We start from the raw sequence: 21,711 nt of genomic DNA, 5'->3' as shown, positions 1-21,711 counted from the left end.
ACTCGGACGCATGAGTTCGCCTTTGCAGTGGACGGTGCCGTCGGCGCTGGACTATTTCTCGACGCTGGTTGCCGACGACGACACGCTGAACCTGGCCGAGGCCGCCACGGCGATCGCGCTCGACGAGGTGCCCCGGCTGGACGTGCAGCAGGTGATGGCGGAGCTGGACCGCCTCGGCGAACGGCTGCGCCACCGCCTGCCCGCCGACGCGCCGCCCAGCCACCGGCTGCGGATGCTCAACCAGTACTTCCACGGCGAACTGGGGTTCGCGGGCAACGTCAACGACTACTACGCCGTCGGCAACAGCTATCTGCACCAGGTGCTCGCCACGCGTCGCGGCATCCCGATCTCGCTGGCGATCATCTACATGGAGCTGGCCTCGCACGTCGGGCTGCATGTCAAGGGCGTCAGCTTCCCCGGCCACTTCCTGATGAAGCTGCGCCTGCCGCAGGGCGAGGTCGTGCTGGACCCGTTCAGCGGACGTTCGCTGGGACGCGGCGAGCTCGACGAATTCCTCAGCCCCTGGCGCGAACGCGCCGGCCTGATGCCGGAGGAGCCGATGTCGCTGGACACCTTCCTGGGCACCGCGCCGCCGCGGCAGATCCTGGCGCGCATGCTGCGCAACCTCAAGCAGATCCACATGGACCAGCAGGACCTGCCCCGGCTGCTGGCGATCCAGCGCAAGCTCGTGGCGCTGCTGCCCGACGACCGCGTCGAGCGCGCCGAGCTCGAGCAGTGCCTGCAGCAGCTCCGCGATGCGGGTGGCGGACCGGGCACCCTCCATTGAGGGTGCCGACGGGGGAGGGGTCGTCGGGCGCCGCTTAGAATCCCATTCTTCCTGAGGGTGTGACCTCCCTGTCGCCGGCCTCCCTGTCGCCGACCTCCGAGTTGCCGACGTCGCCCCGCCATCCAACGCTGAAGTGGTTTGAAGCAGATCCCGCTGTCGCTCGGTCCCGAGCCCGACTACACCTTTGACACGCTCCTCACCGGTGCCAACACCGCGGCCCTCACGCATGTGCTGGCGCTCGGGACGGGCTCGCCGCCGGTCTTCCTGTGGGGGCCGCCCGGCAGCGGCAAGACGCACCTGCTGCGCGCGCTCGCGCGTCACTGGCAGCAGGCCGGCGCGCAGGTTGGCTGGTACGACGCCGACACCCCGCTGCCCTGGGAGTTGCCCACCCATCCGAGCCTGCTGCTCCTCGACGACGCCCAGCGCTTCGACCCGGGCCAGCAGCACGCCGCCTTCGCGCTGTTCGTCGAGGCGGCCACGCTGGGCCTGGCGGTCGTCTCGACCGGCACCGCGCCGCCGATCGACCTGAACCTGCGCGAGGACCTGCGCACCCGGCTCGGCTGGGGGCCGACCTTCGCGCTGCAGCCGCTGTCCGAGGCCGAGGTGCGCGCCGTGCTGCGCCGCGAGGCCGACCGGCGCGGCATCGCGCTGAGCGACGAGGTCATGGACTACCTGCTCACCCGTTACGCCCGCGACCTCAAGCACCTGATGACGCTGCTGGATGGGCTGGACGAATTCGCCATGGCCAGCAAGCGGGCGGTCACCGTGCCGCTGCTGCGCCAGATGCTCGCCGACCAGGGGGCGCTCGCCTGAGGGCGACGCCGCCGGTTGCATCGATTTCAAGGTTTTTCAAGGACAAGACCCGTGGACCTGACCCTGTTCGACCTCGACGGCACGCTGATCCCGCAGGACTCGGACCACGCCTTCGGCGGCTACATGGTGGAGATCGGCTGGGCCGACGGCGCCGCCTGGGCCGCCCGCAACGACGGTTTCTACGCGGACTACCAGCGCGGGGACCTCGACCTGGACGAGTACGTCGAGTTCGCCACCTCCGTCTGGCGCGCCCGGCCGCTGGCCGAGGCCGAGGCGGCCCGCGCCGATTTCATGGCCCGGATCGTCGCGCCGATGTTGCGCGACAATGCGCGCGCACTCGTGCAGCGCCACCTGGACGCCGGGGATCTGGTGGTCGTGGTGACGGCGACCAACGAATTCGTGACCGCGCCGATCGCCAAGGCCTTCGGCATCGATCACCTGATCGCCGTGCAGCTGGAGCGCGACGCGACCGGGTCGTTCACCGGGCGCGTGCAGGGGACCCCGTCCTTCCAGGCGGGCAAGATCGTGCGCGTGAACGAATGGCTGGCGGCGCAGGGGCACCGCTGGGAGGATTTCGAGCGCGTGCATTTCTACAGCGACTCGATGAATGACCTACCGCTGCTGGAGCGGGTCAGTCATCCGGTGGCGACCAACCCCACCTCGGCCCTCGAGGCGCTGGCGCGCGAGCGCGGCTGGCCGATACTGAAGCTGTTCGAATGATCAAGAAATTCATCAACAAGTTGTTGGGCAAGTCCGAAAGCACCGCCACGCCGCTGGGCAAGCGCGTGGAAATCGCGGCGGAGGAACACCGCATCGACCCGGCGCTGCTCGACGAGCGCGGTGTCAAGGTCGTCAAGGGCCTGACCGACGCGGGCTACGAGGCCTTCATCGTCGGCGGCGCCGTGCGCGACCTGCTGCTGGGCCGCCGGCCCAAGGACTTCGACGTCGCCACCGACGCGACGCCGGAGCAGGTGAAGAACCAGTTCCGCCGCGCCTTCATCATCGGCCGGCGCTTCCGCATCGTCCACGTGGTCTACGGCCGCGGCCGCGAGCACGAGGTGATCGAGGTCTCGACCTTCCGCGCGCTGCTCAAGGAAGACGACGCCGAGCAGGTGCAGGGCAACGAGAAGACGTCCAAGGGCGCGCTCGAAGGCAAGTCGCACGTCGTCGACGCGTCCGGCCGGGTGCTGCGCGACAACGTCTGGGGTCCGCAGATCGAGGACGCCGCGCGACGCGATTTCACCGTCAACGCGATGTACTACAACCCGGAGCGCGAGCTGGTGGTCGACTACCACGGCGGTCTGGCCGACGCCCGCAAGAAGGTGCTGCGGATGATCGGTGATCCCGAGAGCCGCTACCGCGAGGACCCGGTCCGCATCCTGCGCGCCGTGCGCTTCGCCGCGAAGCTGGGCTTCACGATCGAGCCCAAGACCCGCGCGCCCATCGCCACGATGGCGCCGCTGCTCGCGAACGTGCCGCTGTCGCGGATGTTCGACGAGATGATCAAGCTGCTGCAGACCGGCCACGCGCTGGCCAGCATCGACGAGCTGCGCAAGCAGGGCCTGGCGCGCGGCGTGTTCCCCATTCTGGATGCGGTGCTGGACAAGGACGGCGCGCTGCCGGACAACGTGCACGGCAAGTTCGTCCGCCTGGCGCTGGAAGACACCGACAAGCGCGTCGAGGAAGGCCGCTCGGTGGCGCCGAGCTTCATGCTCGCCTGCATGCTGTGGGGCGAGGTCCAGCAGCGCTGGACGCGCCTGATCGACGGCGGCGAGGGGGCAGTCGCTGCGTTGCAGCAGGCGATCGATCTGGTCTTCGACGCGCGTGTCGGCGACATCTCCGGCCGCGGCAAGCTTGCGGCGGACATGCGCGAGATCTGGATGATGCAGCCGCGCTTCGAGCGCCGCACCGGCAGCGGTCCGCACCGCCTGATCGAGCAGCCGCGCTATCGCGCCGGCTTCGACTTCCTGGCGCTGCGCGCCGAGGCGGGCGAGATCGATCCGGCCCTGGCCGACTGGTGGGAAGACTTCGCGCTGGGTACTGAAGACGAGCGCCGCGCGCTGCTGGAACTGGCGCGCGAGACGCAGCGCCAGGGCGGTCCGCGCAGCAAGCCCAAGGCGGGCGGCGGACGCGTGCACTCGGTGCCGCGCGGCGCCGTGAGCACGCCCTCGACGATGCCGGTCAGCGGTGAGTCGGCGGCCGGTCTGCCCATCGACGCCGAAGCGGTCGACGCCGCGGAAGGCGAGGGCGGCTCCGGTCATCCCGCCAAGAAGCGCCGTCGCCGTCGCAAGCCGAAGGCGGCGGGTGGTGCCGGCGGCGCGGGTGCGTCGACGGAGACCGGCCCGTCCGGCGACGAGTAAGTCCCGCAGCAACGTCCTCGACGAATGATCACGGCCTACGTCGGCCTGGGCGCCAACCTCGGCGATCTGCGGCGCACGCTGGAAGCGGCGCTGGCCGACCTCGCCGACGTGAAAGACCTGACCCTGGAAGCCGTCTCCTCCGCCTGGCGCAGCGCGCCGATCGGATGCGAGGGACCCGACTACCTGAATGCGGTCGCCCGCGTGGCGACGAGCTTGCCGCCGCTGACGCTGCTCGCGGCCTTGCAGGCCATCGAGCTTCGCCACGGGCGCGAACGGCCGTTCCGCCATGCGCCGCGGACCCTCGACCTCGACCTGCTGCTCTACGGCAACGAGACCATCGACCTGGACCGGCTCATCGTTCCGCATCCGCGACTGCACCAGCGTGCCTTCGTGCTGCGCCCGCTGCTGGAACTCGAGCCGGCGCTGGACGCGCCGGGCTTGGGTGGGCTGGCGGAGCATCTGCCCGCGGTCGCCGATCAGGTCGTCGAGCGCGAAGGCGCGCCCTTGCGCCTTCCCTGACGAATCGCGCGAACGTCGCACCCGCGTCGCGCCCCCTCCAACTCTTCGGGAGACCTCTCCATGTTCGCAACCGCCGCCGGCTGGCAGACGATCGTCCTGCTGACGCTGTCCAACGTCTTCATGACCTTCGCGTGGTACGGCCACCTGAAGGATCTGGCGGCGCGTCCGTGGTACGTGGCGGCGCTGATCAGCTGGGGCATCGCGCTCTTCGAGTACCTGTTGCAGGTGCCGGCCAACCGCATCGGCTACCAGGGCGGCTTCACGCTGGCGCAGCTCAAGATCACTCAGGAGGTGATCACGCTGGCGGTGTTCGTGCCGTTCTCGATGTTCTTCATGAACCAGCCGTTCAAGACCGACTACATCTGGGCGGGGTTGTGCCTGATGGGCGCCGTCTACTTCATCTTCCGCAGCTGATTTCCCGCTCCCCGGATGGGTGGGGGAGTAGGCGCCAATCCTGGGGTATGGCTCCAACGGGCCACGGACCGCTACACTCGCGGGTTTTCCGTGACACGGAAATGACTCAATTGTGACGATCCGGCGCGGATCGCACGGCGCGGAGCCTCCCCCATGTTTTTCGGCAAGCTGCTGCCCCGAGAGGGCAATTTCTTCGAACTGTTCAATGAGCACGGCACGCAGATCGTCGAAGGCGCGCGCGCCTTCATGCTCATGATCCAGAACTACAACGACCTGACGCTGCGCGAAAAGTACGCCGCCGAGGTCGACAAGGCCGAGCACCATGCCGACCGTGTCACCGCCGAGGTGAACCGGCTGCTGCACCGCACCTTCATCACGCCGATCGACCGCGAGCAGATCCACGGCCTGATCAACGCGATGGACGACATCCTGGACCTGCTGCAGGACTCCAGCGAGACGATGCAGCTCTACGACGTGCGCTCCATCCCCGAGGAAGTGCTGCGCCTGGGCGAGCTGTCGGCCAAGTGCTGCGAGCGCGTGAAGCACGCCGTGACGCTGCTGCCCAAGCTGAGCGAGCCCAAGACCGCCGAGGCCGCCATCAAGGCCTGCGAGGAGATTGACCAGCTCGAGTCCGACGCCGACCGCGTGATGCGCGCCGCGATGTCCAAGCTGTTCCGCGAACAGGAGGACGTGCGCGAGCTGATCAAGCTCAAGGCGATCTACGAGCAGCTGGAGTCGATCTCCGACCGCTGCGAGGACGTCGCCAACCTCATCGAGGGCATCGTCCTCGAGAATTCCTGACCCGGTCGCGGAGCGTCTCCCATGGGAACGATGCACGTGGCCTTCTGGGTCGTGGCCATGCTCGTGGTGCTGGCCGTCGCCTTCGACTTCATGAACGGCTTCCATGACGCGGCGAACTCGATCGCGACGGTCGTGTCGACCGGCGTCCTCAAGCCGCAGCAGGCCGTGCTGTTCGCGGCCTTCTTCAACGTGATCGCGGTGCTGTTCTTCGAACTGAAGGTGGCGGCCACGATCGGCAAGGGATCGATCGATGCGGGCATCGTCGATCACCACGTGATCTTCGGCGCGCTGATCGGGGCGATCGCCTGGAACGTCATCACCTGGTTCTACGGCATCCCGTCGAGCTCGTCGCATGCGCTGATCGGCGGCCTGGTCGGCGCGGCGATCGCCAAGGCGGGCACCAAGGGCCTGATCATGAGCGGCATCGGCAAGACCGTGCTGTTCATCTTCGTCTCGCCGCTGCTGGGCTTCCTGCTGGGCTCGCTGCTGATGGTGGCGGTGGCGTGGCTGTTCAGACGCAGCTCGCCGCTGCGGGTGGACAACTGGTTCCGGCGGCTGCAGCTGGTCTCGGCCGGGCTGTACAGCCTGGGCCACGGCGGCAATGACGCGCAGAAGACCATCGGCCTGATCTGGATGCTGCTGATCGCCTCCGGCTACGCAGGCGCCGGCGAGCATTCGCCGCCGACCTGGGTCATCGTCATCTGCTACCTGGCGATCGGCCTGGGCACGATGTTCGGCGGCTGGCGCATCGTCCGCACGATGGGGCAGAAGATCACCAAGCTGAAACCGGTCGGCGGGTTCTGCGCGGAAACCGGTGGCGCGATCACGCTGTTCCTGGCGACTTCGCTCGGGATCCCCGTGTCCACGACGCACACGATCACCGGCGCCATCGTCGGCGTGGGCTCGACGCAGCGTGCGTCGTCAGTGCGGTGGGGCGTCGCCGGAAACATCGTCTGGGCCTGGATCTTCACGATCCCGGCGTCGGCGTTCATCGCCGGGCTGTTCTACTGGATCAGCTTCACGCTGTTCTGAGCAAAAGGCGCTACTGGCTGATCTCGCGGGCGGCTTCGACCTGCGATTCGAAGTAGCGCTGCGCCGAGAAGGCGATCGTCGCCATCAGGCAGGCGCCGCCGACCATCAAACACGCGATGACGCCCAGGATCGGCAGCCAGCCGGTCCTGCGCACCGCTTGGCCGGGATTGAAGCGGTCGGCCCAGCGTTCGTCGGGCATCAGGCCGTAGACGATGCCCGCCAGCATGCTCTGGGCGATCATCAGACCGAGCAGCGGGATCAGGAACCAGGCGGCGACATCATCCTGGCCAAGCGTGTCCATGCGATGCACGCCATAGAGGCCGAGCAACGTCGGCAGCGGATGCAGCCAGGCGAGCTTGTCGCTGAAACCGTGCAGGTAGAAGCGATGCGCCCCGAGGCTGCCGAGCGCGAAGCTCAGCCAGGTGGCGACGGTCTTGGACTTGAAGTCCGCCGCGCCGCCGGCGTCAGGGGCGACGGCGCTCATGCGGCCGGAGTCTCGGCGGGAGCGGAAGGCGCCGCCGGCGAGGCCGCCGTGGCCGCGGGTGTCGCACCGGTGGGCGAACTGCTGTCACCCTGACCCAACTGGCGTTGCATCAGCACGACATCCAGCCATTTGCCGAATTTCCAGCCGGCGGCCTTCATGACGCCGATGTCCTCGAAGCCGTGGCTGCGATGCACGCCGATCGAACCGAGGTTCTGGGAATCGCCGATCACGGCCACCATCTGGCGCGCGCCGGCCGCCTCGCAGCGGGCGATCAGTTCGGCCAGCAACAGGCGGCCGACGCCCTGGCCCTGGGCCTGGGGTGCGAGGTAGATCGAGTCCTCGACGAAGTAGCGGTAGGCCAGCCGCGGGCGGAAGTAGTTGGCGTACGCGAAGCCGAGCACCTGCCCGTCACGCTCCGCGATCAGGTAGGGCAGGCTGCGGCTGAGCACCTCGGTGCGGCGTCGGCCCATCTCGGCGCGGTCGGGCACGTCGGTCTCGAAAGTGCCGGTGCCGTGCAGCACCGCGTGCTCGTAGATCTGCTGGATCGAGGCGATATCGCCCTCCAGGCTGGGGCGGATCAGGAGAGGGGAGGAACTGCTGGTGGTCGTCGTCATTGGGGGAGGAGGACAAAGCGTCAAACGCGAGTTTATAATGCTGGGTTTTGGCGCTGGCCCCTGGGTGTGGCTGTCACGCTTCGAAGCTTCCTGATCCGGAGCTTGGGTGATGACGGTCCGGGGGCGTATCTACAGGGCCGCTGTCGACCTTTCGTGGGGATCTTTCGCGACACACGCGTGCCCCTTGAGAAGTCGATCCAATTGTCTGCTTGCCCCTGTGTGTCTCCCTGGTGCGGTGGAACGCTCAAAACCTGAAGGATAGATCATGGTCGTTATTCGACTCTCCCGCGGTGGCTCCAAGAAGCGTCCGTTCTACAACATCGTCGTGACCGACAGCCGCAATCGTCGCGATGGCCGCTTCATCGAGCGCGTCGGTTTCTATAACCCCGTCGCCACCGGCAACGCCGAAGGCCTGCGTGTCGCCCAGGACCGCGTGTCCTACTGGGTCGGCACCGGCGCCCAACTGTCGCCGGCCGTCGCGCGCCTGGTCGACGTGGCCAAGAAGTCGGCTGCCGCTCCGGCCGCCGCCGTCGCTGCCTAATCCTCCGGATCGCAGTCGATGAAGCAGGCGCCTGACGACGTGATCGAGAGTTCCCCGGCCTTTCCGGAGGACGCCATCGAAGTCGGGCGCGTGCTGGACGCCTGGGGCATCAAGGGCTGGCTGAAGATCCTCAGCCATTCCCCCGATGCCCAGGCGCTCTTCGCCTCTCGCCACTGGTTCATGAAACCGAGCGAGAAGGCATTGCCGGGCAAGCCGCATGTCGTGCCCCCCGTGCTCAAGATTCTTTCCGTCCGCGATCACGCGGATGGCATCGTCGCCCAGGTCGAAGGCGTGGCGGATCGCAACGGCGCCGAAGCGCTGAAGGGCGCCCGCATCTTCGTCTCGCGCAGCGTGTTCCCGGATGCCGGCGAAGACGAGTTCTACTGGGTCGACCTGATCGGCATGAGCGTCGTCAACAAGGACGGCCAGACGCTGGGCGAGGTGATCGACCTGATCGACACCGGCCCGCATTGCGTGCTGCGCATCCTGCCCGCGGGCAAGACCGCGCCGGTCAAGCCGGACGAGGAAATCCTGATCCCGTTCGTGAACGCGTTTGTCGGCGACGTCGACAAGACCGCCAGAGTCATCCCGGTCGACTGGGATCTGGACTACTGAAGCCGCCGGGCCTGATGCCCATGCGCTTCGACGTTCTCACCCTTTTTCCTGAGCTCTTCGATCCCTTCCTGCGGGTCGGCGTGACGCGTCGCGCGTACGAGAGCAAGCAGGTCGACGTGCGCCTTTGGCAGCTGCGCGACTACGCCGAAGACAACTACCGTCGCGTCGACGATCGCCCCTTCGGCGGCGGTCCGGGCATGGTGATGCTGGCCGCGCCGCTGGAGCGTGCGCTGACCGCTGTGACGGCCGATCGCGCGAGCACGCATCCAGGCGCCCCGGCCGTGATCCATTTCAGTCCGACCGGGCGCAAGCTCGACCAGGCGTTGGCGCGTGAACTCGCGTCAGGCGAGGGCGCCATCCTGCTCTGCGGCCGCTACGAAGGCATCGACCAGCGGGTGCTGGACCGCCACGTGACGATGGAAATCAGCCTCGGCGATTTCGTGCTTTCGGGCGGCGAGCTGCCGGCCATCGCGATGCTGGACGCGATCGCCCGTCTGCAGGAGGGCGTGCTGAACGATGCCGCCTCGCACCAGCAGGACAGCTTCTCGGACGGCCTGCTGGACTGCCCGCACTTCAGCCGCCCCGAGGTCCTGGAGACGCCCGAGGGCCCGCTGCCGGTGCCGCCGGTGCTGCTGTCCGGCCATCACGCCGAGATCGCCCGCTGGCGGCGCGAGCAGTCGCTCGCGCTGACGCAGCGGCGCCGGCCCGAGCTGATCGAGGCCGCGCGCCGCGACGGCAAGCTCGACAAGAAGGACGAGAAGTTCCTCGCGTCGCTGCGCACCGCCCGGGGCTGAACGACGGCCAAGCCGGGCGGAGTTTGACGATCGCCCCGCTGCGTCTATAATCGCGGGTTTTCCGATCCTCTACTGGGCTGATGGGGCAAGGGCGGTGCTTTGACACCGTTGGTTGAATCCCCACGCGGGCGGCGCCGAAGAATTCATTCGATGGCGGCCTGACCTGGAATCATCCTGATTCGCGCCGGCAAGATCACAGGAGATCCTCGTGAATCTGATCCAAACCCTCGAGCAAGAAGAAATTGCTCGCCTGAACAAGACCATCCCCGCGTTCGCCCCTGGCGACACGGTGATCGTGAACGTGAACGTCGTCGAAGGCACCCGCAAGCGCGTGCAGGCCTACGAAGGCGTCGTGATCGCCCGCCGCAACCGCGGTCTGAACTCCAACTTCATCGTCCGCAAGATCTCGAGCGGCGAAGGCGTTGAGCGTACGTTCCAGCTGTACAGCCCGCTGATCGCTTCGATCGAAGTGAAGCGCCGCGGCGACGTCCGTCGCGCGAAGCTGTACTACCTGCGTCAGCGTTCGGGCAAGTCGGCGCGTATCAAGGAAAAGCTGGCCATCAAGACGGTCGCCGCCTGATCCTCGGCGCAAGCCACCCCCAAAGCCGCTCCAAGGCCCTGCCCGGAGCGGCTTTGTCGTTTCTGGCGTCCAATCGGGGCTTCGCGCCTCGAGCGCCCACGAACAAGTCCGGCGCACCGGACGTCCCTGCCGCATGTCGACGCCTTCTTCCAGCCGTCCCGCCAGCCGTCCCGCCATCCAGGATCCCCGCGCCATCCCCGTCACCGGCACCGATGCGCATCTCCCCGCCGTTCCCCGCGAGCGCCTGACGCCGGACTGGTTGCGTGATCGCTTCCTCCATCCGCAGAGCATCGAGCCGGAGTTGCCCGGCGACGGCGGCATCTTCCCGGGCCGCACGACGACGCAGGCCGCCGTGCTCATCCCGCTGGTGGAGCGCGCCGAGGGCCTGCACGTGCTGCTGACGCAACGCACCGCGCACCTGCGGGACCACGCCGGCCAGATCAGCTTCCCCGGCGGCCGCGCCGAGCCGGAGGACGGCTCGCCCGAGCGCACCGCGCTGCGCGAGGCCGAGGAGGAGATCGGCCTCGACGAACGCTACGTGGATCTGATCGGCCAGCTTCCCGTCTACCGCACGGTGACGGCCTACGAGGTCACGCCGGTGGTTGGCCTGATCCGTCCGGGCTTTTCGCTGCGGCTGGATGCCTTCGAGGTGGCGGAAGCCTTCGAGGTACCGCTGGAGTTCCTGATGAACCCGGCGCACCACCAGCGCCATACCTTCGAGTACGACGCAGGCGAGGCCGCGGGCCAGGCCGAGGGCGATGGCGGACCGTTGAAAGGCCGCCGGCAATTCCTGTCGATGCCGTGGACGGGGCCAGGTCTTGCGGTGTCGAATGCGGACCCCGACGTGACGCTGACGGCGGACGCGTCGAAGGAGTTCTTCATCTGGGGCGCGACCGCCGCGATGTTGCGCAATCTCTACCGCTTCCTGCAGGTCTGAGTCACGGCGCCGGGCGGGGGGACACCGATCCCCCTTCGGAGGGTGTGCGGGCCGCTATCATCCCGGGCCATGAACTTCTTCGCGGTCTTGCTGGCGCTGGTGTGCGAGCAGCTCAAGCCTCTGCCGCACGGGAATCCGGTCCACCAAGGCATGATCGCCTGGGTGCGCTGGACCGGGCGCAACTTCGACGCGGGCCGGTCGCACCATGCGGCCGTCGTGTGGACGATCACCGTCGTCGGTCCGGCCCTGCTCGTCGGGGCGATCTACGCGCTCGTGCGGCCCTACAGCCTGCTGCTGTCGCTGGCGATGGACGTGCTGGTGCTCTACCTGACGCTGGGCTTCCGCCAGTTCAGCCACTACTTCACCGACATCCGTGACGCGCTGGAGCGCGGCGACGAGCTCGAAGCCCGCCGCCTGCTCGCCGAATGGCGTCACCTCGACGCCAGCGAATTGCCGCGCACCGAGCTGCTGAGACACGTGCTGGAGCACTCGCTGCTGGCGGCGCACCGGCATGTCTTCGGCGTGTTCTTCTGGTTCGTGCTGTTCTCGACGCTGGGCCTGGGCCCGGCCGGCGCGGTGCTGTACCGGATGGCCGAATTCGCCGGCCGCTACTGGGCCTTCAAGAGCCGCACGCTGGACGCGCCGACCAACGAGCGCCTGATGGAGCTGTCGCGCAAGCTGTTCGGGATGATCGACCACATCCCCGCGCGCCTGACGGCGACGGGCTTTGCGATCGTCGGAAACTTCGAGGAGGCGGTGAGTTCCTGGCGCCGCGACTCCGCGTTGTGGGCCCATGACAACGAGGGCATCATCCTCGCCTCCGCCGCTGGGGCTGTCGGCGTGCAGCTGGGCGGCAGCGCCGCGCCAGGCGTGACGCCGGACCGCAGCAAGACCTTCGAGTCCGGCGGCGACATCGACGCGACGAGCGCGGAAGGCTCCACCGCCGGGGTGCCACCGCAGTTGGGCCATCTGCAGAGCGTGGTCGGGCTCGTGTGGCGTTCGGTCGTGCTGTGGATGATGCTGCTGGCGCTGCTGACGCTGGCGAACCTCGTCGGCTGACCAGGCCTGGACTCAGGCGTCCCGCACATCGGCCAGCACCTGCTGGCCGAAGTCGTTTCTGGCGAGGAACTTCAGCACCTTCGCCGCAGTGTCCTCCGCGCTGGCCAGCTGGCCTTCGGCCTTGAACGCCGCGAAGCGGTCGCGGTCCGGGAACTTCGTCGAATCGCCGCCGCGCAGCTGGGCCTGCATGTCGGTGTCGATGATGCCCGGCGCGAGCGAGACGACGCGTGCGGCGCGTTCCCCCTTGGCGGCCTTGTGTTCCTCGTCCAGCGCCATCGCGCGGCTGAGGTTGTCCATGCCGGCCTTGGCCGCGCAGTAGAGCGCACTGCCGGCCATCGCCCGGCGGCCGAGGCCGGACGAGATGTTCAGCACCTTCCGATCGGCGGGCCAGTCGCGGGTGGCGTCGAGGAAGGCTGCGCTCAACAGCACGGTGGCCTCCAGGCCGACGCGCAGCGCGGAGGACAGGGTTTCCAGCGACTCGCCGTCGATGGGACCGGGTGTCGTGACGACGCCGGCGTTGTTGATCAGCGTCGCGCTGGTCCATTCGCGCGACTGCGCGCGCAGCGAATCGGCCAGGTGCTGCGCGATCGTCAGCGGGCTCGACAGATCGACCTGCCACTGCTGCAGCGGCAGACCGCGCTCACGGGCGAACTGCTCCAGCGCCTCGCTGCGGCCCCGGGCGATGCCGATGACCACATGGCCGGCTTCGAGCGACTGGCGCGCCAGCGCCTCGCCCAGGCCGCGCGAGCTGCCGGTGATGACGGTGAGGGAACGAGGCTGGGCAGCGTCGTTGGAAGCGGTCGTGGACATGTTGAAAACGCTCCTGTGTCAAAGGATGGGGTGCGCGTCGCGCGTTCAGAAATCGGGTGGGGAATGCAGTGACAGCGCCGGCGCGTCGAGCACTGCCGGGAGGCTGAGGTCCCGCGCGTGCAGCAGCAGGCGCGGCGCCCGCGCGAGGACTTCCGGCGGCGCATACAACGCGTCGCCGAGGATGGGGTGGCCGACGGCCAGCAGGTGCACGCGCAACTGATGCGAGCGGCCGGTGACCGGCTCCAGCTCGACGCGCGTGGTGCCCGCCGCGACATCGCGATCCAGCACCCGCACGCGGGTCAGGCTGGGTTTCCCGCGCTCGTGATCGATCATCTGCCGCGGGCGGTTCGGCCAGTCGACGATCAGCGGCAGGTCGATCTCGAAGGTGTCGCGCTCGACGAGGCCCGCCACGACCGCTTCATAGCGCTTGTCGACGAGCCTCGCGGCGAAGGCTTCGCTGAGCGCGCGCTGCATCGCCACGCCGCGACCGAAGACGATCAGGCCGGAGGTCGACTGGTCCAGGCGATGCACGATCAACGCGTCCGGGAACTCGGCCGCCACGCGTGCCCAGGCGCAGTCCTGCTTGTCCTCGCCGCGGCCAGGCACGGACAGCAGACCCGACGGCTTGTCGACGACGACACGCCACGTGTCCGCGTGGACGATGGTCAGCGATTGCCGGGACGGCAGAGTCGGATCAATCATCGAGGCGTCGTTGAAGCTTCATCGGGGAGTCGTCGGAGCGTCGTCCACACGTCGTCGCCGTTCAGAACTGGTGGATCCACCCCGACTGCAGCGCCGACTGCGGATTCGATCCGGCCGTGCTGACCGCCTCGAGCGCCTCCGCCGCCGGCGCGCCCAGCCGCTTCAGCACGCACGCGGCCATGGTGCCGGTGCGGCCCATGCCAGCGGCGCAATGCAGCAGCACGCGGTCGCCCATGCGCAGCCCCTGCGCGATGTGCTCCACGCCCTGGCGGAACGCCGCGCTGTCCGACGCGAGGCCGAAGTCGCGCATCGGCACGTGCAGCCAGCGGAAGGGCAGGCGGCCCTCGGCGATCGCCTTGTGATACGGCGGCGAGAGCTCGGCGACTTCCTCGAGCGGGTTGAGGCAGACCACCACGTTGAGCTGGTTCAGGCGCGCCTCGTCGAGGAAGGCGCCCCAGGACTCGCGGCGGCCCGGCATCGACTGCAGCCACAGCCGGCCCGGGATGGCGTCGGGGAGGGGGAGGGGTCGGAAAGCCATGCCCCGATTGTCGGGTCTCCCTGTTGATCAAGATGTTAATCAACTAAAAGTTTATTTATTTGACGGCCGGCGCGATCATGGCGGCACGGCGTTCAACGCCCCGTCCGAGGCGACGCCTCCACAACGCTGGAGACCATGCCCGAAGCCACAACAAGCAAGCAGAAGGAGCTCGCCATCATGATCAAGATCCAGGGACTCGACCACCTCGTGCTGCGCGTGCGCGATCTGCCGGCCGCGCTGCACTTCTACGTGGACCTGCTGGGTTGCACCGTCGAGCGGCGCCAGGAGGAGATCGGTCTCGTGCAGCTGCGCGCCGGGGCCCAACTGATCGACCTCGTGCCACTGGACGGCAAGCTGGGGCGGGTCGGCGGCGCGGGGCCTGGCACTGAGGGGCGCAATGTCGACCACTTCTGCCTGCGCGTCGAGACGCTCGACGAGCCCGCGCTGCGCCGCTGGCTGACGTCGCAAGGCGTCTCCGTCGACACCTACGGCTCGCGCTATGGCGCGGAGGGGGAGGGCCCGTCGCTCTACCTGTTCGATCCGGACGGCAACGCCCTCGAGCTCAAGGGGCCACCGTGGCCGGCGGGTCTGCACGAGGCGCTGGATCAGTCGGTGAAGTTCGGTCCGATGTACGGCACCGAGTCCATGCCGCTCTTCAACCACCTGCCGATGGCGCTCGGCGCGCTGGGTCGGCTGGGCGCGCCGCGCGAGGCGCTGCAGCGCCACATCGACCATTGGGCGCCGCTGTCGCGCCCTGCGGACGACGACGGTGCGCCGCCGCCGTCCGTCGAGGACGCGCTGCGCCGCGTGCTGGCCGCGCCCGAAGCCCAGGCCTTCCATGTCGCGATCCGGCTCGCGTATGCGTTGCAGGCCGGTCACCGCCAGGAACTGGATGCGGCACTGAAGACGACGATCGGGCTGGAAAGCCCGCTCGGCGCGCCGGTGCCGGCAGGTCGGGGACGCGAGAGCCTGCGCGACGTGATCGACGCCGTGCGCGCCGATCCCGCGCTGGCGATGCCGCCGATGCCGGGCACGCTGATCACGACGAGGATGCAGCATGCGTTGGCGCTGCCCGGTTTCGACGGCTACGTGGAGCGCCCCCGGTTGACGTTGGACGCACTGGCCGAGGCCTCGCTGGCGGCCTATCTGTCGCGGCACCAGTTCGCATCGCTGCACCTGGTGACCGGCACGCACGCGGTGCGTGTGCTGCTGGAAGCCGCTGCCTCGCGCGGCGTGGACATCGACGAGGGCCAGGTCTTGCGCACCGTCTGGCGCGCGTGGCTGGGCACCTATCTGTCGGAACTTCGTCCCGCGCCGGCCTGGGCGCTGGTGCATGCGGGCAGCGCGACGGAGGACGACTGGACCCGTGAACTGCCGTCGCTGCACGCGTCGATGAACGACCACCGCATCAAGGTCGCCGATGCGGCGCGCGAGGAGTGGCGCCATCGCGGCTGGCCCGGCTATGCCTTGTGTCTGCGTCGCGAAGGGGCCGCACAATGAGCGCCGTGCTGTCTTCCACCGAGTCCTCCGCGACGTCCGCCTCGCCCGCGCCGCTGCGCCATCCGCATCTGCTGCTCTGGGCGGTCTGCGCACTCGCGCTGATGAGCACCGCCGGCGTCGCGCTGCCGTACCCGATCCTGGCGCCGATCTTCGTCGGCGGGCCGGTCGACGACTTCACTCACTTCCTCGGTTTGCGCCCGGAGCTGCTGATGGGCCTGGCGCTGGCGGTGAACCCCGCCGGCATCCTGGTCGGCAGCCTGGTGATCGGGCCGATGTCCGATCGCTACGGCCGGCGGCGCGTGCTGAGCGTCACCATCACCGCGACGCTCGTCGGCTACGGGCTGAGCGCCTTCGCGCTGGCCTCGCGGGACTATCCGCTATTCGTGCTGTCGCGCTTCGCGACGGGCCTGACCGAAGGCAACGTCGCCGTCGTGCGGGCGCTGCTGGCCGACTGGCATCCGCAGCTGGAGCGCACGCGCAGCTTCGCGTGGCTCAACGCGAGCCTGTACATCGGCTGGCTGGTCGGGCCGCTGCTCGGCGGCCTGACGCTGCCGTGGGGTGAGGCGGTGCCGTTCATCGTCGCCGCCGTCGTGATGCTGCCGTGCCTGGTGCTGCTCGGCTTGGGCCTGCCTGACGATCGCCCGGCCATGAAGCCGGAGGGCGGCATGCTGGCCGCGATGCGGCGCCAGCAGTCGCTGGGGCTGATCGCGCAGGACCCGGTGTTGCGTCACCTCGCGCTGCTTCAACTGGCCTACACGCTGGGCGTCAATGCGCTGTATGAGTTCGCGCCGTTGTGGATGCTGCAGCAGGCGGGCCTGGACAGCCGCGGCATCGCGCTCGTCACGGCGGTGCAGTGCGCCGCGATGACGGCGGCCAGCATCTTCGCGGCGCGCATCGGTTCAGGGCCGACGCCGCTGCATCGCGCGGCGCGGTTCGCGGTCGTCGCGGCCATCGGACTGCTGGCGCTGAGCCTCGCTCCCTCGTGGATGGGTCTCGCATTGATCCCGTTGCTGGGCATTCCGCTGTCGTTCTACAACGCGCTGATGCCGGCGTGGATGTCGGACCGCTTCGCGGCGTATGGCCAGGGTCGTGTGATGGGTCTGCTGACGACGGTGTTCTGCCTGTCCAACACCTTGATCGCGCTGATCGGCGGCGCGCTGGGCATGCTGTCGGCGCGCTGGATCATGCTGCTGGGCGGCACGATGTGCCTGGGCGCGGCGATCGGCTTCATCCGCTTTGCGAGGCGCCATTCATGAGCCAGGGCAACGAGGACCGGCTGCTGTTCGAGCTGAAGAGCCGCGGGCCGCAGGCGGCCGCCGCGTTGGCGGCGACCGCCGCCATCACGCCGATGGGCGCGCACAAGCTGCTCGCGCGCTTGGAGGAACAGGGGTTGGTCGAGTCGCAGGACGACCAGCGCGGCGAGGCGGGACGGCCGCGCAAGCTGTGGTCGCTGACGGCGGAGGGGCACGGGCGGTTTCCCGATCGGCACGCCGATCTCACGGTGCAACTGATCCAGCAAGCGCGTGCGGTCTTCGGCGAGGCGGGGCTCGATCAACTGATCGCCGCGCGCGAGCGGGAGAGCGAGCTGCGCTACCGCGCGGCGATCGACCGGTGCCGCACGACGGGCGACCGCGTGCGCGAGCTCGCGCGGCTGCGCGCGGAAGAGGGCTACATGGCGCGCGCCGAGCGCGTCGGCAAGGACTGGCTGCTGGTGGAAGACCACTGCCCGATCTGCGCGGCCGCGCAAAGCTGCCAGGGCTTCTGCCGCTCGGAGCTGGCGCTGTTCGAGCGCTGCCTCGGCCCCGGACTCACCGTCGAGCGCACCGAGCATCTGCTGGCCGGCGCTCGACGATGCGCCTATCGGATCAGCCCGTTGTAGTTCACGACACGATGTACGCCGCCGCTCCCGTCGCCAGCAAGCGTCCCTGTTCATCGGTGAAGGCCATGCGCGTGTTGGCGACGCGGCTGCCGAGCCGCATCACCTCGGCCTCGCAGCGGAACAGCGCGCCGATGGCGGGGCGCAGGTAATCGACGCGCAGGTCGATGGTGCCGAGCTTGGCGAAACGCTGCAGCCGCTGCTGCGGCGGCTCGTCGAGATGCCGCGCGCCGATCGCCGCCATCACCGCGAGACCGCCCATCGAATCGAGCGTTGCGCTGATCACGCCGCCGTGCAGCCGGTTGTGGGCGTAGTGTCCGACCAGGTCCGGCCGCATGGGGATGTGCGCCCGCACGATCTCGTGCTGCAGCTCGTCGATCTTCACGCCGAGCACCTGGTTGAAGGTGATCAGCTGTTCGAAGATCTCGCACAGGGCGGTGGTGAACTCAGGCTCGAAAGGGCTCTTCACGTCGGTCATGGGCGCGGACCATAACGCAAGGTCGCGCGCCGCAGGAGAGCGCTCGCCCTAATCCGGATGAACGCCTCGCCCCGCTCCGCCCCGCATCGCCTCGCATCCCCTCGCGTCCTGGCGACCGTCCTGCTGCATGCCCCGTCTCAGTCCACACGCGCGCCCGATGCCTTGACGATCGGCTCCCACCGCGCGATGTCCTGCTTCAGCATCGCCGCCAGCGCGGTCGGGCCGCCGCTGAGCGGCTCCACGCCCAGCGCCTTGAGCTTGGCGAGCGCATCGGGCGCATTCATCACCGCCGTCACGTCCTCGGCCAGTTGCTTCGTGATCGCGTCCGGCGTGCCGTGGAGCGCGAAGAGTCCGACCCACAACTCGCCCGCGAATCCCGGGACGACCTCGCCGATCGCCGGGACGTCGGGCAGCGCCGAAGAGCGCTTGGGCGAACTCACGCCCAGCGCCACGAGCTTGCCGGCGCGCACGAACTCGAGGCAGGACGGCAGGCTCGCGAAACCGACGCTCACCTGGCCGCCCAGCATGTCGGTCAACGCGGGGCCGACGCCCTTGTACGGCACGTGCTCGAGTTGCAGCCCGGCGGAGCGGTTGAGCATTTCGCCCAGCAGATGGTTCAGCGAGCCGTTGCCGGCCGACGCGTACTGGTACGACGGGCTCTTCGCCTTGGCCGCCGCGATGAAGCCCTTGAGGTCCTTCGCCGGGAAGCTCGGATGGACGATCAGCACATTGGGCACGACGCCGATCGGCGCGATGGGATCGAAGTCCTTCACCGGGTCGAAGCCGGTGCGCCGGTACAGCGCCGGGTTGATCGCCTGCGTGCTGCTGATCGTCAGCAGCAGCGTGTAGCCGTCCTTCGGCGCGCGCGAGGCGAGCTCCGTGCCGATGTTGCCGCCCGCGCCGGCGCGGTTGTCGATGTTGAAGACCTGCCCGTATTTCTCGGTGAGCTTTTGCGCCAGGATGCGGCCCACCGCGTCGTTCGTGCCTCCCGGGGCCTGCGGCACGACGATCGTGACCGGTTTGCCCGGATAGGTCTGCGCGCGCGCCGCGGGCACGACGGCGTTCAGGGCGGAAAAGGCGGTGAAGGCGCAGAACTCTCGCTTCGTCAGCATGACGTTGTCTCCTGTTGTTGTCTGGGATTCGCGGGAAAAGTCGAAGCCGCGGGAGTCAACCGTCGCCTACGGGATCCAGGCCGGCCTCGATGAGCAGGGCCTTCGCGCGCAGGACCACCGGCTTGTCGATCATCAGATCGCCGAGCTTGGTCGCGCCGAGACCCTCGCGATCGGCGACCGCGAAGGCAGCAACGATGGCGCGCGCCTGCGTGATCTGCGCCGCCGTCGGCGTGTAGCAGGCATTGATCGCGTCGACGAACTTCGGATGCACGACCACCGCACCGCGGAAGCCGAGCGTGCGCGCTTCCTGCAGCAAGGCCTCGAATTCGTCGACGCCGCCGAGGTTGGCGATGGAGCCGACGAAGCCCACCGGCAGCACGCCGGCCGCGCGGGCCGCGTACAGCACCATCAGGCTCGGCGTGAGCAGGGCCTGCGGCGTCGGCAGGCCGCCGACGTCGAGCGAGAAGTCCTCGCTGCCGAGCATCATGGAATGGACGCGCGGCGAGGCGGCGGCGATGTCGTGGAGTCGGGGCAGCGCCGCGGCGGATTCGATCTGAAGCAGGAAGCGGACCTCGCCCGCCGGCAGACCGGTCGCACGTTCGAGCTCGTCGACAACGCCGGCGAGCAGCTGGACATCGCGGGCGTGCTCGACCTTCGGCAGCACCAGCAGACGCAGGCCCGGCGACACGGCGGCGCGCAGGTCGTCGATGGCGGTGTTCAGCGCGCCGTTGATGCGCACCGCCGCGGTCTTGCCGCCCGCGTGCACGCGCCCGATCGCGGTGGCAACGCCAGCGCGTGCGCTCGCCTTCCTGCTCGGATGCACACCGTCCTCGAGATCCAGGATCACGACATCGGGCGTCTTGTTCAACGCGCTCTGCAGCAGGCGTTCGTTGTCGGCGGGAACGAAGAGGTAGGAGCGATAGGCACGAGGCGAGCGCTGACCGCTGCGAGTGGCGGCGCTCATCATTGTTCCTTCAGCCACTTGTCGTTGTCCTGGCCGAGGGCCGGCGCGGGCCGGCGCACGGGCGGCCGTGCGCCGTTGATCTTGAAGGGCACGGCGTGCACGGAGACCGTGCGGCCGTCCGGCGTCGGCGTGTCCAGCAGCAGCTCGCGCTCCAGGATGTAGGGGTGCTGGAGCAGGTCCTCGATGTCGCAGACCTCGCCGGCGGTGATGTCGCGGTCCTCGAAGAACGACAGCGCCTCGGCCAGCGTGAGCGTCGAGAGATGCCCCTGGATCAGATCGTCGAGCGCATCGATGTTGGCCAGCCGCGCCTCATGCGTGGCGAAGCGTTCGTCCTTCAGCGCATCGGGATGTCCGATGCCCGCGAAGAGCCGCTGCAGCGTGCCCGCCATGCCGGCGGACAAGGCGACCCATCGTCCGTCCTTCGTCGCGTAGACATTGCGCGGCGCATGCGTGGGCGAGCGGCTGCCGGAGCGCTGCGTGGCCTGGCCGGTGAGCTGGAACTCCGAGGCCTGCGGGCCGAGCATCGAGAACAGCGGCTCGAAGAGCGAGAGGTCGATCTCCTGCACCGTCGGCGACGGATTGACGCGCTGGCGGAGCAGCGCGGCGAGCGCGGCCGTCGATCCATGCAAGCCCGCCACCGAATCGGCGAGGGAGAAGGGCGGCAGCACCGGCGGCCGGTCCGCGTGGCCGTTCATCGCGGCGAAGCCGCTCATCGCCTCGATCAGCGAGCCGAAGCCGCCCTTCTTCGCGAACGGACCGGTCTGGCCCCAGCCGGAGATGCGGACCACGATCAGCCGCGGGTTCAGCCGCTGCAGCGCGTCGATCCCCAGTCCCATCTTCTCGAGCGTGCCGGGGCGGAAGTTCTCGACCAGGATGTCGGCGCGCGCGATCAGCGAGCGCAGCGAGGCCATGCCTTCTTCCGACCGCAAGTCCAGCGCGACGCTGTCCTTGTTGCGGCTGTATTCCATCCAGTAGGTGCTGACGCCCTGGCGCTGCCAGGCGCGCAGGTCGTCGCCGCGCTCCGGCGACTCGACCTTCACGACCGACGCGCCGAGGTCCGCGAGCACATGCGTCAGCACGTTGCCCGACACCAGCCGCGACAGGTCGATCACGAGGACATCCGACAACGGCAAACGCTCGTCGGGGAGAGAGGGCTCAGAACTCATGGAGGCGCTTCCTTTCATGGAAGCAGCCTACGGACGCGCGCCGCCGCTGGGAAATACGGATGTCGGTTAGGCGCTAGTCCGATCCGGACTAGCGGCGTCGTCTCGCCCGCCTCACAACGATCCTCACAACGATCCTCACGAAGGTCCTGACGAAGACCCGCACGATCGCCCAGCCTTGCAAGCTTCCCGAAACCTTCCGGCGCTCCAGGCGGCCA

General features: G+C 68.8%; 26 protein-coding genes and 1 pseudogene. 18 read left to right on the top strand and 9 right to left on the bottom strand.

Annotated elements, in window-relative coordinates; all coding sequences use genetic code 11:
- Nucleotides 1-10: 10 nt before the first annotated feature.
- From AC07OZ_RS15725 to AC07OZ_RS15690, 8 genes are all read left to right on the top strand, one after another.
- The gene (locus tag AC07OZ_RS15725) at nucleotides 11-787 is read left to right on the top strand and encodes a SirB1 family protein (RefSeq protein ID WP_495468034.1); all 777 of its coding nucleotides are present in this window, start codon (nucleotides 11-13) and stop codon (nucleotides 785-787) included.
- 138 nt (nucleotides 788-925) lie between these two features.
- Entirely contained in the window at nucleotides 926-1,600 is a 675-nt protein-coding gene (hda, locus tag AC07OZ_RS15720) for a DnaA regulatory inactivator Hda (RefSeq protein WP_495468033.1), read from the top strand.
- A gap of 51 nt (nucleotides 1,601-1,651) precedes the next feature.
- Nucleotides 1,652-2,320, top strand: a complete 669-nt coding sequence (locus AC07OZ_RS15715; protein ID WP_495468032.1) for a histidinol-phosphatase — start codon at nucleotides 1,652-1,654, stop codon at nucleotides 2,318-2,320.
- Complete coding sequence (pcnB, locus tag AC07OZ_RS15710; protein WP_495468031.1) at nucleotides 2,317-3,960, top strand: polynucleotide adenylyltransferase PcnB; 1,644 nt, start codon at nucleotides 2,317-2,319, stop codon at nucleotides 3,958-3,960. The genes AC07OZ_RS15715 and pcnB overlap by 4 nt, the downstream gene beginning before the upstream one ends.
- Nucleotides 3,961-3,984: 24 nt before the next feature.
- On the top strand, nucleotides 3,985-4,479 hold the full coding sequence (gene folK, locus AC07OZ_RS15705; RefSeq protein ID WP_495468030.1) for a 2-amino-4-hydroxy-6-hydroxymethyldihydropteridine diphosphokinase: 495 nt from the start codon (nucleotides 3,985-3,987) through the stop codon (nucleotides 4,477-4,479).
- 60 nt (nucleotides 4,480-4,539) lie between these two features.
- Nucleotides 4,540-4,893 carry a DMT family protein gene (locus tag AC07OZ_RS15700; protein WP_495468029.1) on the top strand — a complete coding sequence of 118 codons (354 nt, stop codon included), beginning with the start codon at nucleotides 4,540-4,542 and terminating at the stop codon, nucleotides 4,891-4,893.
- A 153-nt stretch (nucleotides 4,894-5,046) separates the two neighbouring features.
- Complete coding sequence (locus tag AC07OZ_RS15695) at nucleotides 5,047-5,694, top strand: DUF47 domain-containing protein (RefSeq protein ID WP_495468028.1); 648 nt, start codon at nucleotides 5,047-5,049, stop codon at nucleotides 5,692-5,694.
- Nucleotides 5,695-5,715: 21 nt separating this feature from the next.
- Nucleotides 5,716-6,726, top strand: a complete 1,011-nt coding sequence (locus tag AC07OZ_RS15690; RefSeq protein ID WP_331613426.1) for an inorganic phosphate transporter — start codon at nucleotides 5,716-5,718, stop codon at nucleotides 6,724-6,726.
- A gap of 10 nt (nucleotides 6,727-6,736) precedes the next feature.
- On the opposite strand, the gene AC07OZ_RS15685 is transcribed toward AC07OZ_RS15690, so the two are convergent.
- Both AC07OZ_RS15685 and AC07OZ_RS15680 read right to left on the bottom strand, forming a co-directional pair.
- Nucleotides 6,737-7,210, bottom strand: coding sequence for an NINE protein (locus tag AC07OZ_RS15685; RefSeq protein ID WP_495468027.1), 474 nt, complete (start codon nucleotides 7,208-7,210; stop codon nucleotides 6,737-6,739).
- Nucleotides 7,207-7,824 carry a GNAT family N-acetyltransferase gene (locus AC07OZ_RS15680; protein WP_495468026.1) on the bottom strand — a complete coding sequence of 206 codons (618 nt, stop codon included), beginning with the start codon at nucleotides 7,822-7,824 and terminating at the stop codon, nucleotides 7,207-7,209. The genes AC07OZ_RS15685 and AC07OZ_RS15680 overlap by 4 nt, the downstream gene beginning before the upstream one ends.
- Before the next feature lie 265 nt (nucleotides 7,825-8,089).
- Here AC07OZ_RS15680 and rpsP point away from each other — a divergent pair, with 265 nt between their 5' ends.
- The 6 genes from rpsP to AC07OZ_RS15650 all read left to right on the top strand — a co-directional run bounded on the left by rpsP (nucleotide 8,090) and on the right by AC07OZ_RS15650 (nucleotide 12,350).
- On the top strand, nucleotides 8,090-8,365 hold the full coding sequence (rpsP, locus tag AC07OZ_RS15675) for a 30S ribosomal protein S16 (RefSeq protein ID WP_297523977.1): 276 nt from the start codon (nucleotides 8,090-8,092) through the stop codon (nucleotides 8,363-8,365).
- 18 nt (nucleotides 8,366-8,383) lie between these two features.
- Complete coding sequence (gene rimM / locus AC07OZ_RS15670; RefSeq protein WP_495468025.1) at nucleotides 8,384-8,980, top strand: ribosome maturation factor RimM; 597 nt, start codon at nucleotides 8,384-8,386, stop codon at nucleotides 8,978-8,980.
- A 20-nt stretch (nucleotides 8,981-9,000) separates the two neighbouring features.
- Complete coding sequence (trmD, locus tag AC07OZ_RS15665) at nucleotides 9,001-9,774, top strand: tRNA (guanosine(37)-N1)-methyltransferase TrmD (RefSeq protein WP_495468024.1); 774 nt, start codon at nucleotides 9,001-9,003, stop codon at nucleotides 9,772-9,774.
- Nucleotides 9,775-9,982: 208 nt separating this feature from the next.
- A complete protein-coding gene (rplS, locus tag AC07OZ_RS15660; protein WP_495468023.1) occupies nucleotides 9,983-10,354 on the top strand; it encodes a 50S ribosomal protein L19 in 372 nt (123 codons plus the stop codon).
- A gap of 133 nt (nucleotides 10,355-10,487) precedes the next feature.
- Nucleotides 10,488-11,291: an NUDIX hydrolase gene (locus tag AC07OZ_RS15655; RefSeq protein ID WP_495468022.1), complete on the top strand. Its 804-nt coding sequence runs from the start codon at nucleotides 10,488-10,490 to the stop codon at nucleotides 11,289-11,291.
- A 69-nt stretch (nucleotides 11,292-11,360) separates the two neighbouring features.
- Nucleotides 11,361-12,350, top strand: a complete 990-nt coding sequence (locus AC07OZ_RS15650; RefSeq protein WP_495468021.1) for a CobD/CbiB family protein — start codon at nucleotides 11,361-11,363, stop codon at nucleotides 12,348-12,350.
- A 12-nt stretch (nucleotides 12,351-12,362) separates the two neighbouring features.
- On the opposite strand, the gene AC07OZ_RS15645 is transcribed toward AC07OZ_RS15650, so the two are convergent.
- The 3 genes from AC07OZ_RS15645 to AC07OZ_RS15635 all read right to left on the bottom strand — a co-directional run bounded on the left by AC07OZ_RS15645 (nucleotide 12,363) and on the right by AC07OZ_RS15635 (nucleotide 14,400).
- Nucleotides 12,363-13,160 (bottom strand): SDR family NAD(P)-dependent oxidoreductase, encoded by a 798-nt coding sequence (locus AC07OZ_RS15645; protein ID WP_495468020.1) that lies wholly within the window; start codon nucleotides 13,158-13,160, stop codon nucleotides 12,363-12,365.
- A 45-nt stretch (nucleotides 13,161-13,205) separates the two neighbouring features.
- Nucleotides 13,206-13,862, bottom strand: a complete 657-nt coding sequence (locus AC07OZ_RS15640; protein WP_495468019.1) for a pseudouridine synthase — start codon at nucleotides 13,860-13,862, stop codon at nucleotides 13,206-13,208.
- 61 nt (nucleotides 13,863-13,923) lie between these two features.
- Nucleotides 13,924-14,400, bottom strand: coding sequence for a protein-tyrosine phosphatase family protein (locus AC07OZ_RS15635; protein WP_495468018.1), 477 nt, complete (start codon nucleotides 14,398-14,400; stop codon nucleotides 13,924-13,926).
- 177 nt (nucleotides 14,401-14,577) lie between these two features.
- On the opposite strand from AC07OZ_RS15635, the pseudogene AC07OZ_RS15630 reads away from it, so the two are divergent.
- The 4 genes and pseudogenes from AC07OZ_RS15630 to AC07OZ_RS15615 form a co-directional block, all read left to right on the top strand.
- Nucleotides 14,578-14,985 (top strand): annotated as a pseudogene (locus AC07OZ_RS15630) (VOC family protein); the annotation flags it as partial.
- Between the two features lie 42 nt (nucleotides 14,986-15,027).
- The gene (locus tag AC07OZ_RS15625; RefSeq protein WP_495468541.1) at nucleotides 15,028-15,900 is read left to right on the top strand and encodes a questin oxidase family protein; all 873 of its coding nucleotides are present in this window, start codon (nucleotides 15,028-15,030) and stop codon (nucleotides 15,898-15,900) included.
- A 5-nt stretch (nucleotides 15,901-15,905) separates the two neighbouring features.
- Nucleotides 15,906-17,156, top strand: coding sequence for an MFS transporter (locus AC07OZ_RS15620; protein ID WP_495468017.1), 1,251 nt, complete (start codon nucleotides 15,906-15,908; stop codon nucleotides 17,154-17,156).
- Nucleotides 17,153-17,779 carry a helix-turn-helix transcriptional regulator gene (locus tag AC07OZ_RS15615; RefSeq protein ID WP_495468016.1) on the top strand — a complete coding sequence of 209 codons (627 nt, stop codon included), beginning with the start codon at nucleotides 17,153-17,155 and terminating at the stop codon, nucleotides 17,777-17,779. Before AC07OZ_RS15620 ends, AC07OZ_RS15615 begins: the two co-directional genes overlap by 4 nt.
- A gap of 1 nt (nucleotide 17,780) precedes the next feature.
- Here the strand turns inward: AC07OZ_RS15615 and AC07OZ_RS15610 are convergent, their stop codons facing one another.
- The 4 genes from AC07OZ_RS15610 to AC07OZ_RS15595 all read right to left on the bottom strand — a co-directional run bounded on the left by AC07OZ_RS15610 (nucleotide 17,781) and on the right by AC07OZ_RS15595 (nucleotide 21,496).
- Entirely contained in the window at nucleotides 17,781-18,254 is a 474-nt protein-coding gene (locus tag AC07OZ_RS15610) for a thioesterase family protein (RefSeq protein WP_495468015.1), read from the bottom strand.
- Between the two features lie 137 nt (nucleotides 18,255-18,391).
- Entirely contained in the window at nucleotides 18,392-19,366 is a 975-nt protein-coding gene (locus AC07OZ_RS15605; RefSeq protein WP_495468014.1) for a Bug family tripartite tricarboxylate transporter substrate binding protein, read from the bottom strand.
- Nucleotides 19,367-19,421: 55 nt separating this feature from the next.
- Nucleotides 19,422-20,330 (bottom strand): HpcH/HpaI aldolase/citrate lyase family protein, encoded by a 909-nt coding sequence (locus AC07OZ_RS15600; protein ID WP_495468013.1) that lies wholly within the window; start codon nucleotides 20,328-20,330, stop codon nucleotides 19,422-19,424.
- On the bottom strand, nucleotides 20,330-21,496 hold the full coding sequence (locus tag AC07OZ_RS15595; RefSeq protein WP_495468012.1) for a CaiB/BaiF CoA transferase family protein: 1,167 nt from the start codon (nucleotides 21,494-21,496) through the stop codon (nucleotides 20,330-20,332). The genes AC07OZ_RS15600 and AC07OZ_RS15595 overlap by 1 nt, the downstream gene beginning before the upstream one ends.
- Nucleotides 21,497-21,711 lie beyond the last annotated feature (215 nt).

Source organism: Roseateles sp. GW821-FHT09G03 (assembly GCF_059416045.1).
This window is presented reverse-complemented; position numbering and strand designations above follow the sequence as displayed.

What these genes read in the sequence shown, in the direction of transcription:
- AC07OZ_RS15680 (WP_495468026.1), bottom strand. Translation starts at nt 7,824, where the DNA reads ATGACGACGACCACCAGCAGTTCCTCCCCTCTCCTGATCCGCCCCAGC.
- pcnB (WP_495468031.1), top strand. Translation starts at nt 2,317, where the DNA reads ATGATCAAGAAATTCATCAACAAGTTGTTGGGCAAGTCCGAAAGCACC.
- AC07OZ_RS15595 (WP_495468012.1), bottom strand. Translation starts at nt 21,496, where the DNA reads ATGAGTTCTGAGCCCTCTCTCCCCGACGAGCGTTTGCCGTTGTCGGAT.
- AC07OZ_RS15725 (WP_495468034.1), top strand. Translation starts at nt 11, where the DNA reads ATGAGTTCGCCTTTGCAGTGGACGGTGCCGTCGGCGCTGGACTATTTC.
- AC07OZ_RS15685 (WP_495468027.1), bottom strand. Translation starts at nt 7,210, where the DNA reads ATGAGCGCCGTCGCCCCTGACGCCGGCGGCGCGGCGGACTTCAAGTCC.
- AC07OZ_RS15615 (WP_495468016.1), top strand. Translation starts at nt 17,153, where the DNA reads ATGAGCCAGGGCAACGAGGACCGGCTGCTGTTCGAGCTGAAGAGCCGC.
- trmD (WP_495468024.1), top strand. Translation starts at nt 9,001, where the DNA reads ATGCGCTTCGACGTTCTCACCCTTTTTCCTGAGCTCTTCGATCCCTTC.
- AC07OZ_RS15605 (WP_495468014.1), bottom strand. Translation starts at nt 19,366, where the DNA reads ATGCTGACGAAGCGAGAGTTCTGCGCCTTCACCGCCTTTTCCGCCCTG.
- AC07OZ_RS15645 (WP_495468020.1), bottom strand. Translation starts at nt 13,160, where the DNA reads ATGTCCACGACCGCTTCCAACGACGCTGCCCAGCCTCGTTCCCTCACC.
- rpsP (WP_297523977.1), top strand. Translation starts at nt 8,090, where the DNA reads ATGGTCGTTATTCGACTCTCCCGCGGTGGCTCCAAGAAGCGTCCGTTC.
- AC07OZ_RS15640 (WP_495468019.1), bottom strand. Translation starts at nt 13,862, where the DNA reads ATGATTGATCCGACTCTGCCGTCCCGGCAATCGCTGACCATCGTCCAC.
- AC07OZ_RS15625 (WP_495468541.1), top strand. Translation starts at nt 15,028, where the DNA reads ATGTACGGCACCGAGTCCATGCCGCTCTTCAACCACCTGCCGATGGCG.
- AC07OZ_RS15655 (WP_495468022.1), top strand. Translation starts at nt 10,488, where the DNA reads ATGTCGACGCCTTCTTCCAGCCGTCCCGCCAGCCGTCCCGCCATCCAG.
- AC07OZ_RS15610 (WP_495468015.1), bottom strand. Translation starts at nt 18,254, where the DNA reads ATGACCGACGTGAAGAGCCCTTTCGAGCCTGAGTTCACCACCGCCCTG.
- AC07OZ_RS15700 (WP_495468029.1), top strand. Translation starts at nt 4,540, where the DNA reads ATGTTCGCAACCGCCGCCGGCTGGCAGACGATCGTCCTGCTGACGCTG.
- AC07OZ_RS15635 (WP_495468018.1), bottom strand. Translation starts at nt 14,400, where the DNA reads ATGGCTTTCCGACCCCTCCCCCTCCCCGACGCCATCCCGGGCCGGCTG.
- AC07OZ_RS15600 (WP_495468013.1), bottom strand. Translation starts at nt 20,330, where the DNA reads ATGAGCGCCGCCACTCGCAGCGGTCAGCGCTCGCCTCGTGCCTATCGC.
- AC07OZ_RS15650 (WP_495468021.1), top strand. Translation starts at nt 11,361, where the DNA reads ATGAACTTCTTCGCGGTCTTGCTGGCGCTGGTGTGCGAGCAGCTCAAG.
- AC07OZ_RS15695 (WP_495468028.1), top strand. Translation starts at nt 5,047, where the DNA reads ATGTTTTTCGGCAAGCTGCTGCCCCGAGAGGGCAATTTCTTCGAACTG.
- folK (WP_495468030.1), top strand. Translation starts at nt 3,985, where the DNA reads ATGATCACGGCCTACGTCGGCCTGGGCGCCAACCTCGGCGATCTGCGG.
- rimM (WP_495468025.1), top strand. Translation starts at nt 8,384, where the DNA reads ATGAAGCAGGCGCCTGACGACGTGATCGAGAGTTCCCCGGCCTTTCCG.
- AC07OZ_RS15690 (WP_331613426.1), top strand. Translation starts at nt 5,716, where the DNA reads ATGGGAACGATGCACGTGGCCTTCTGGGTCGTGGCCATGCTCGTGGTG.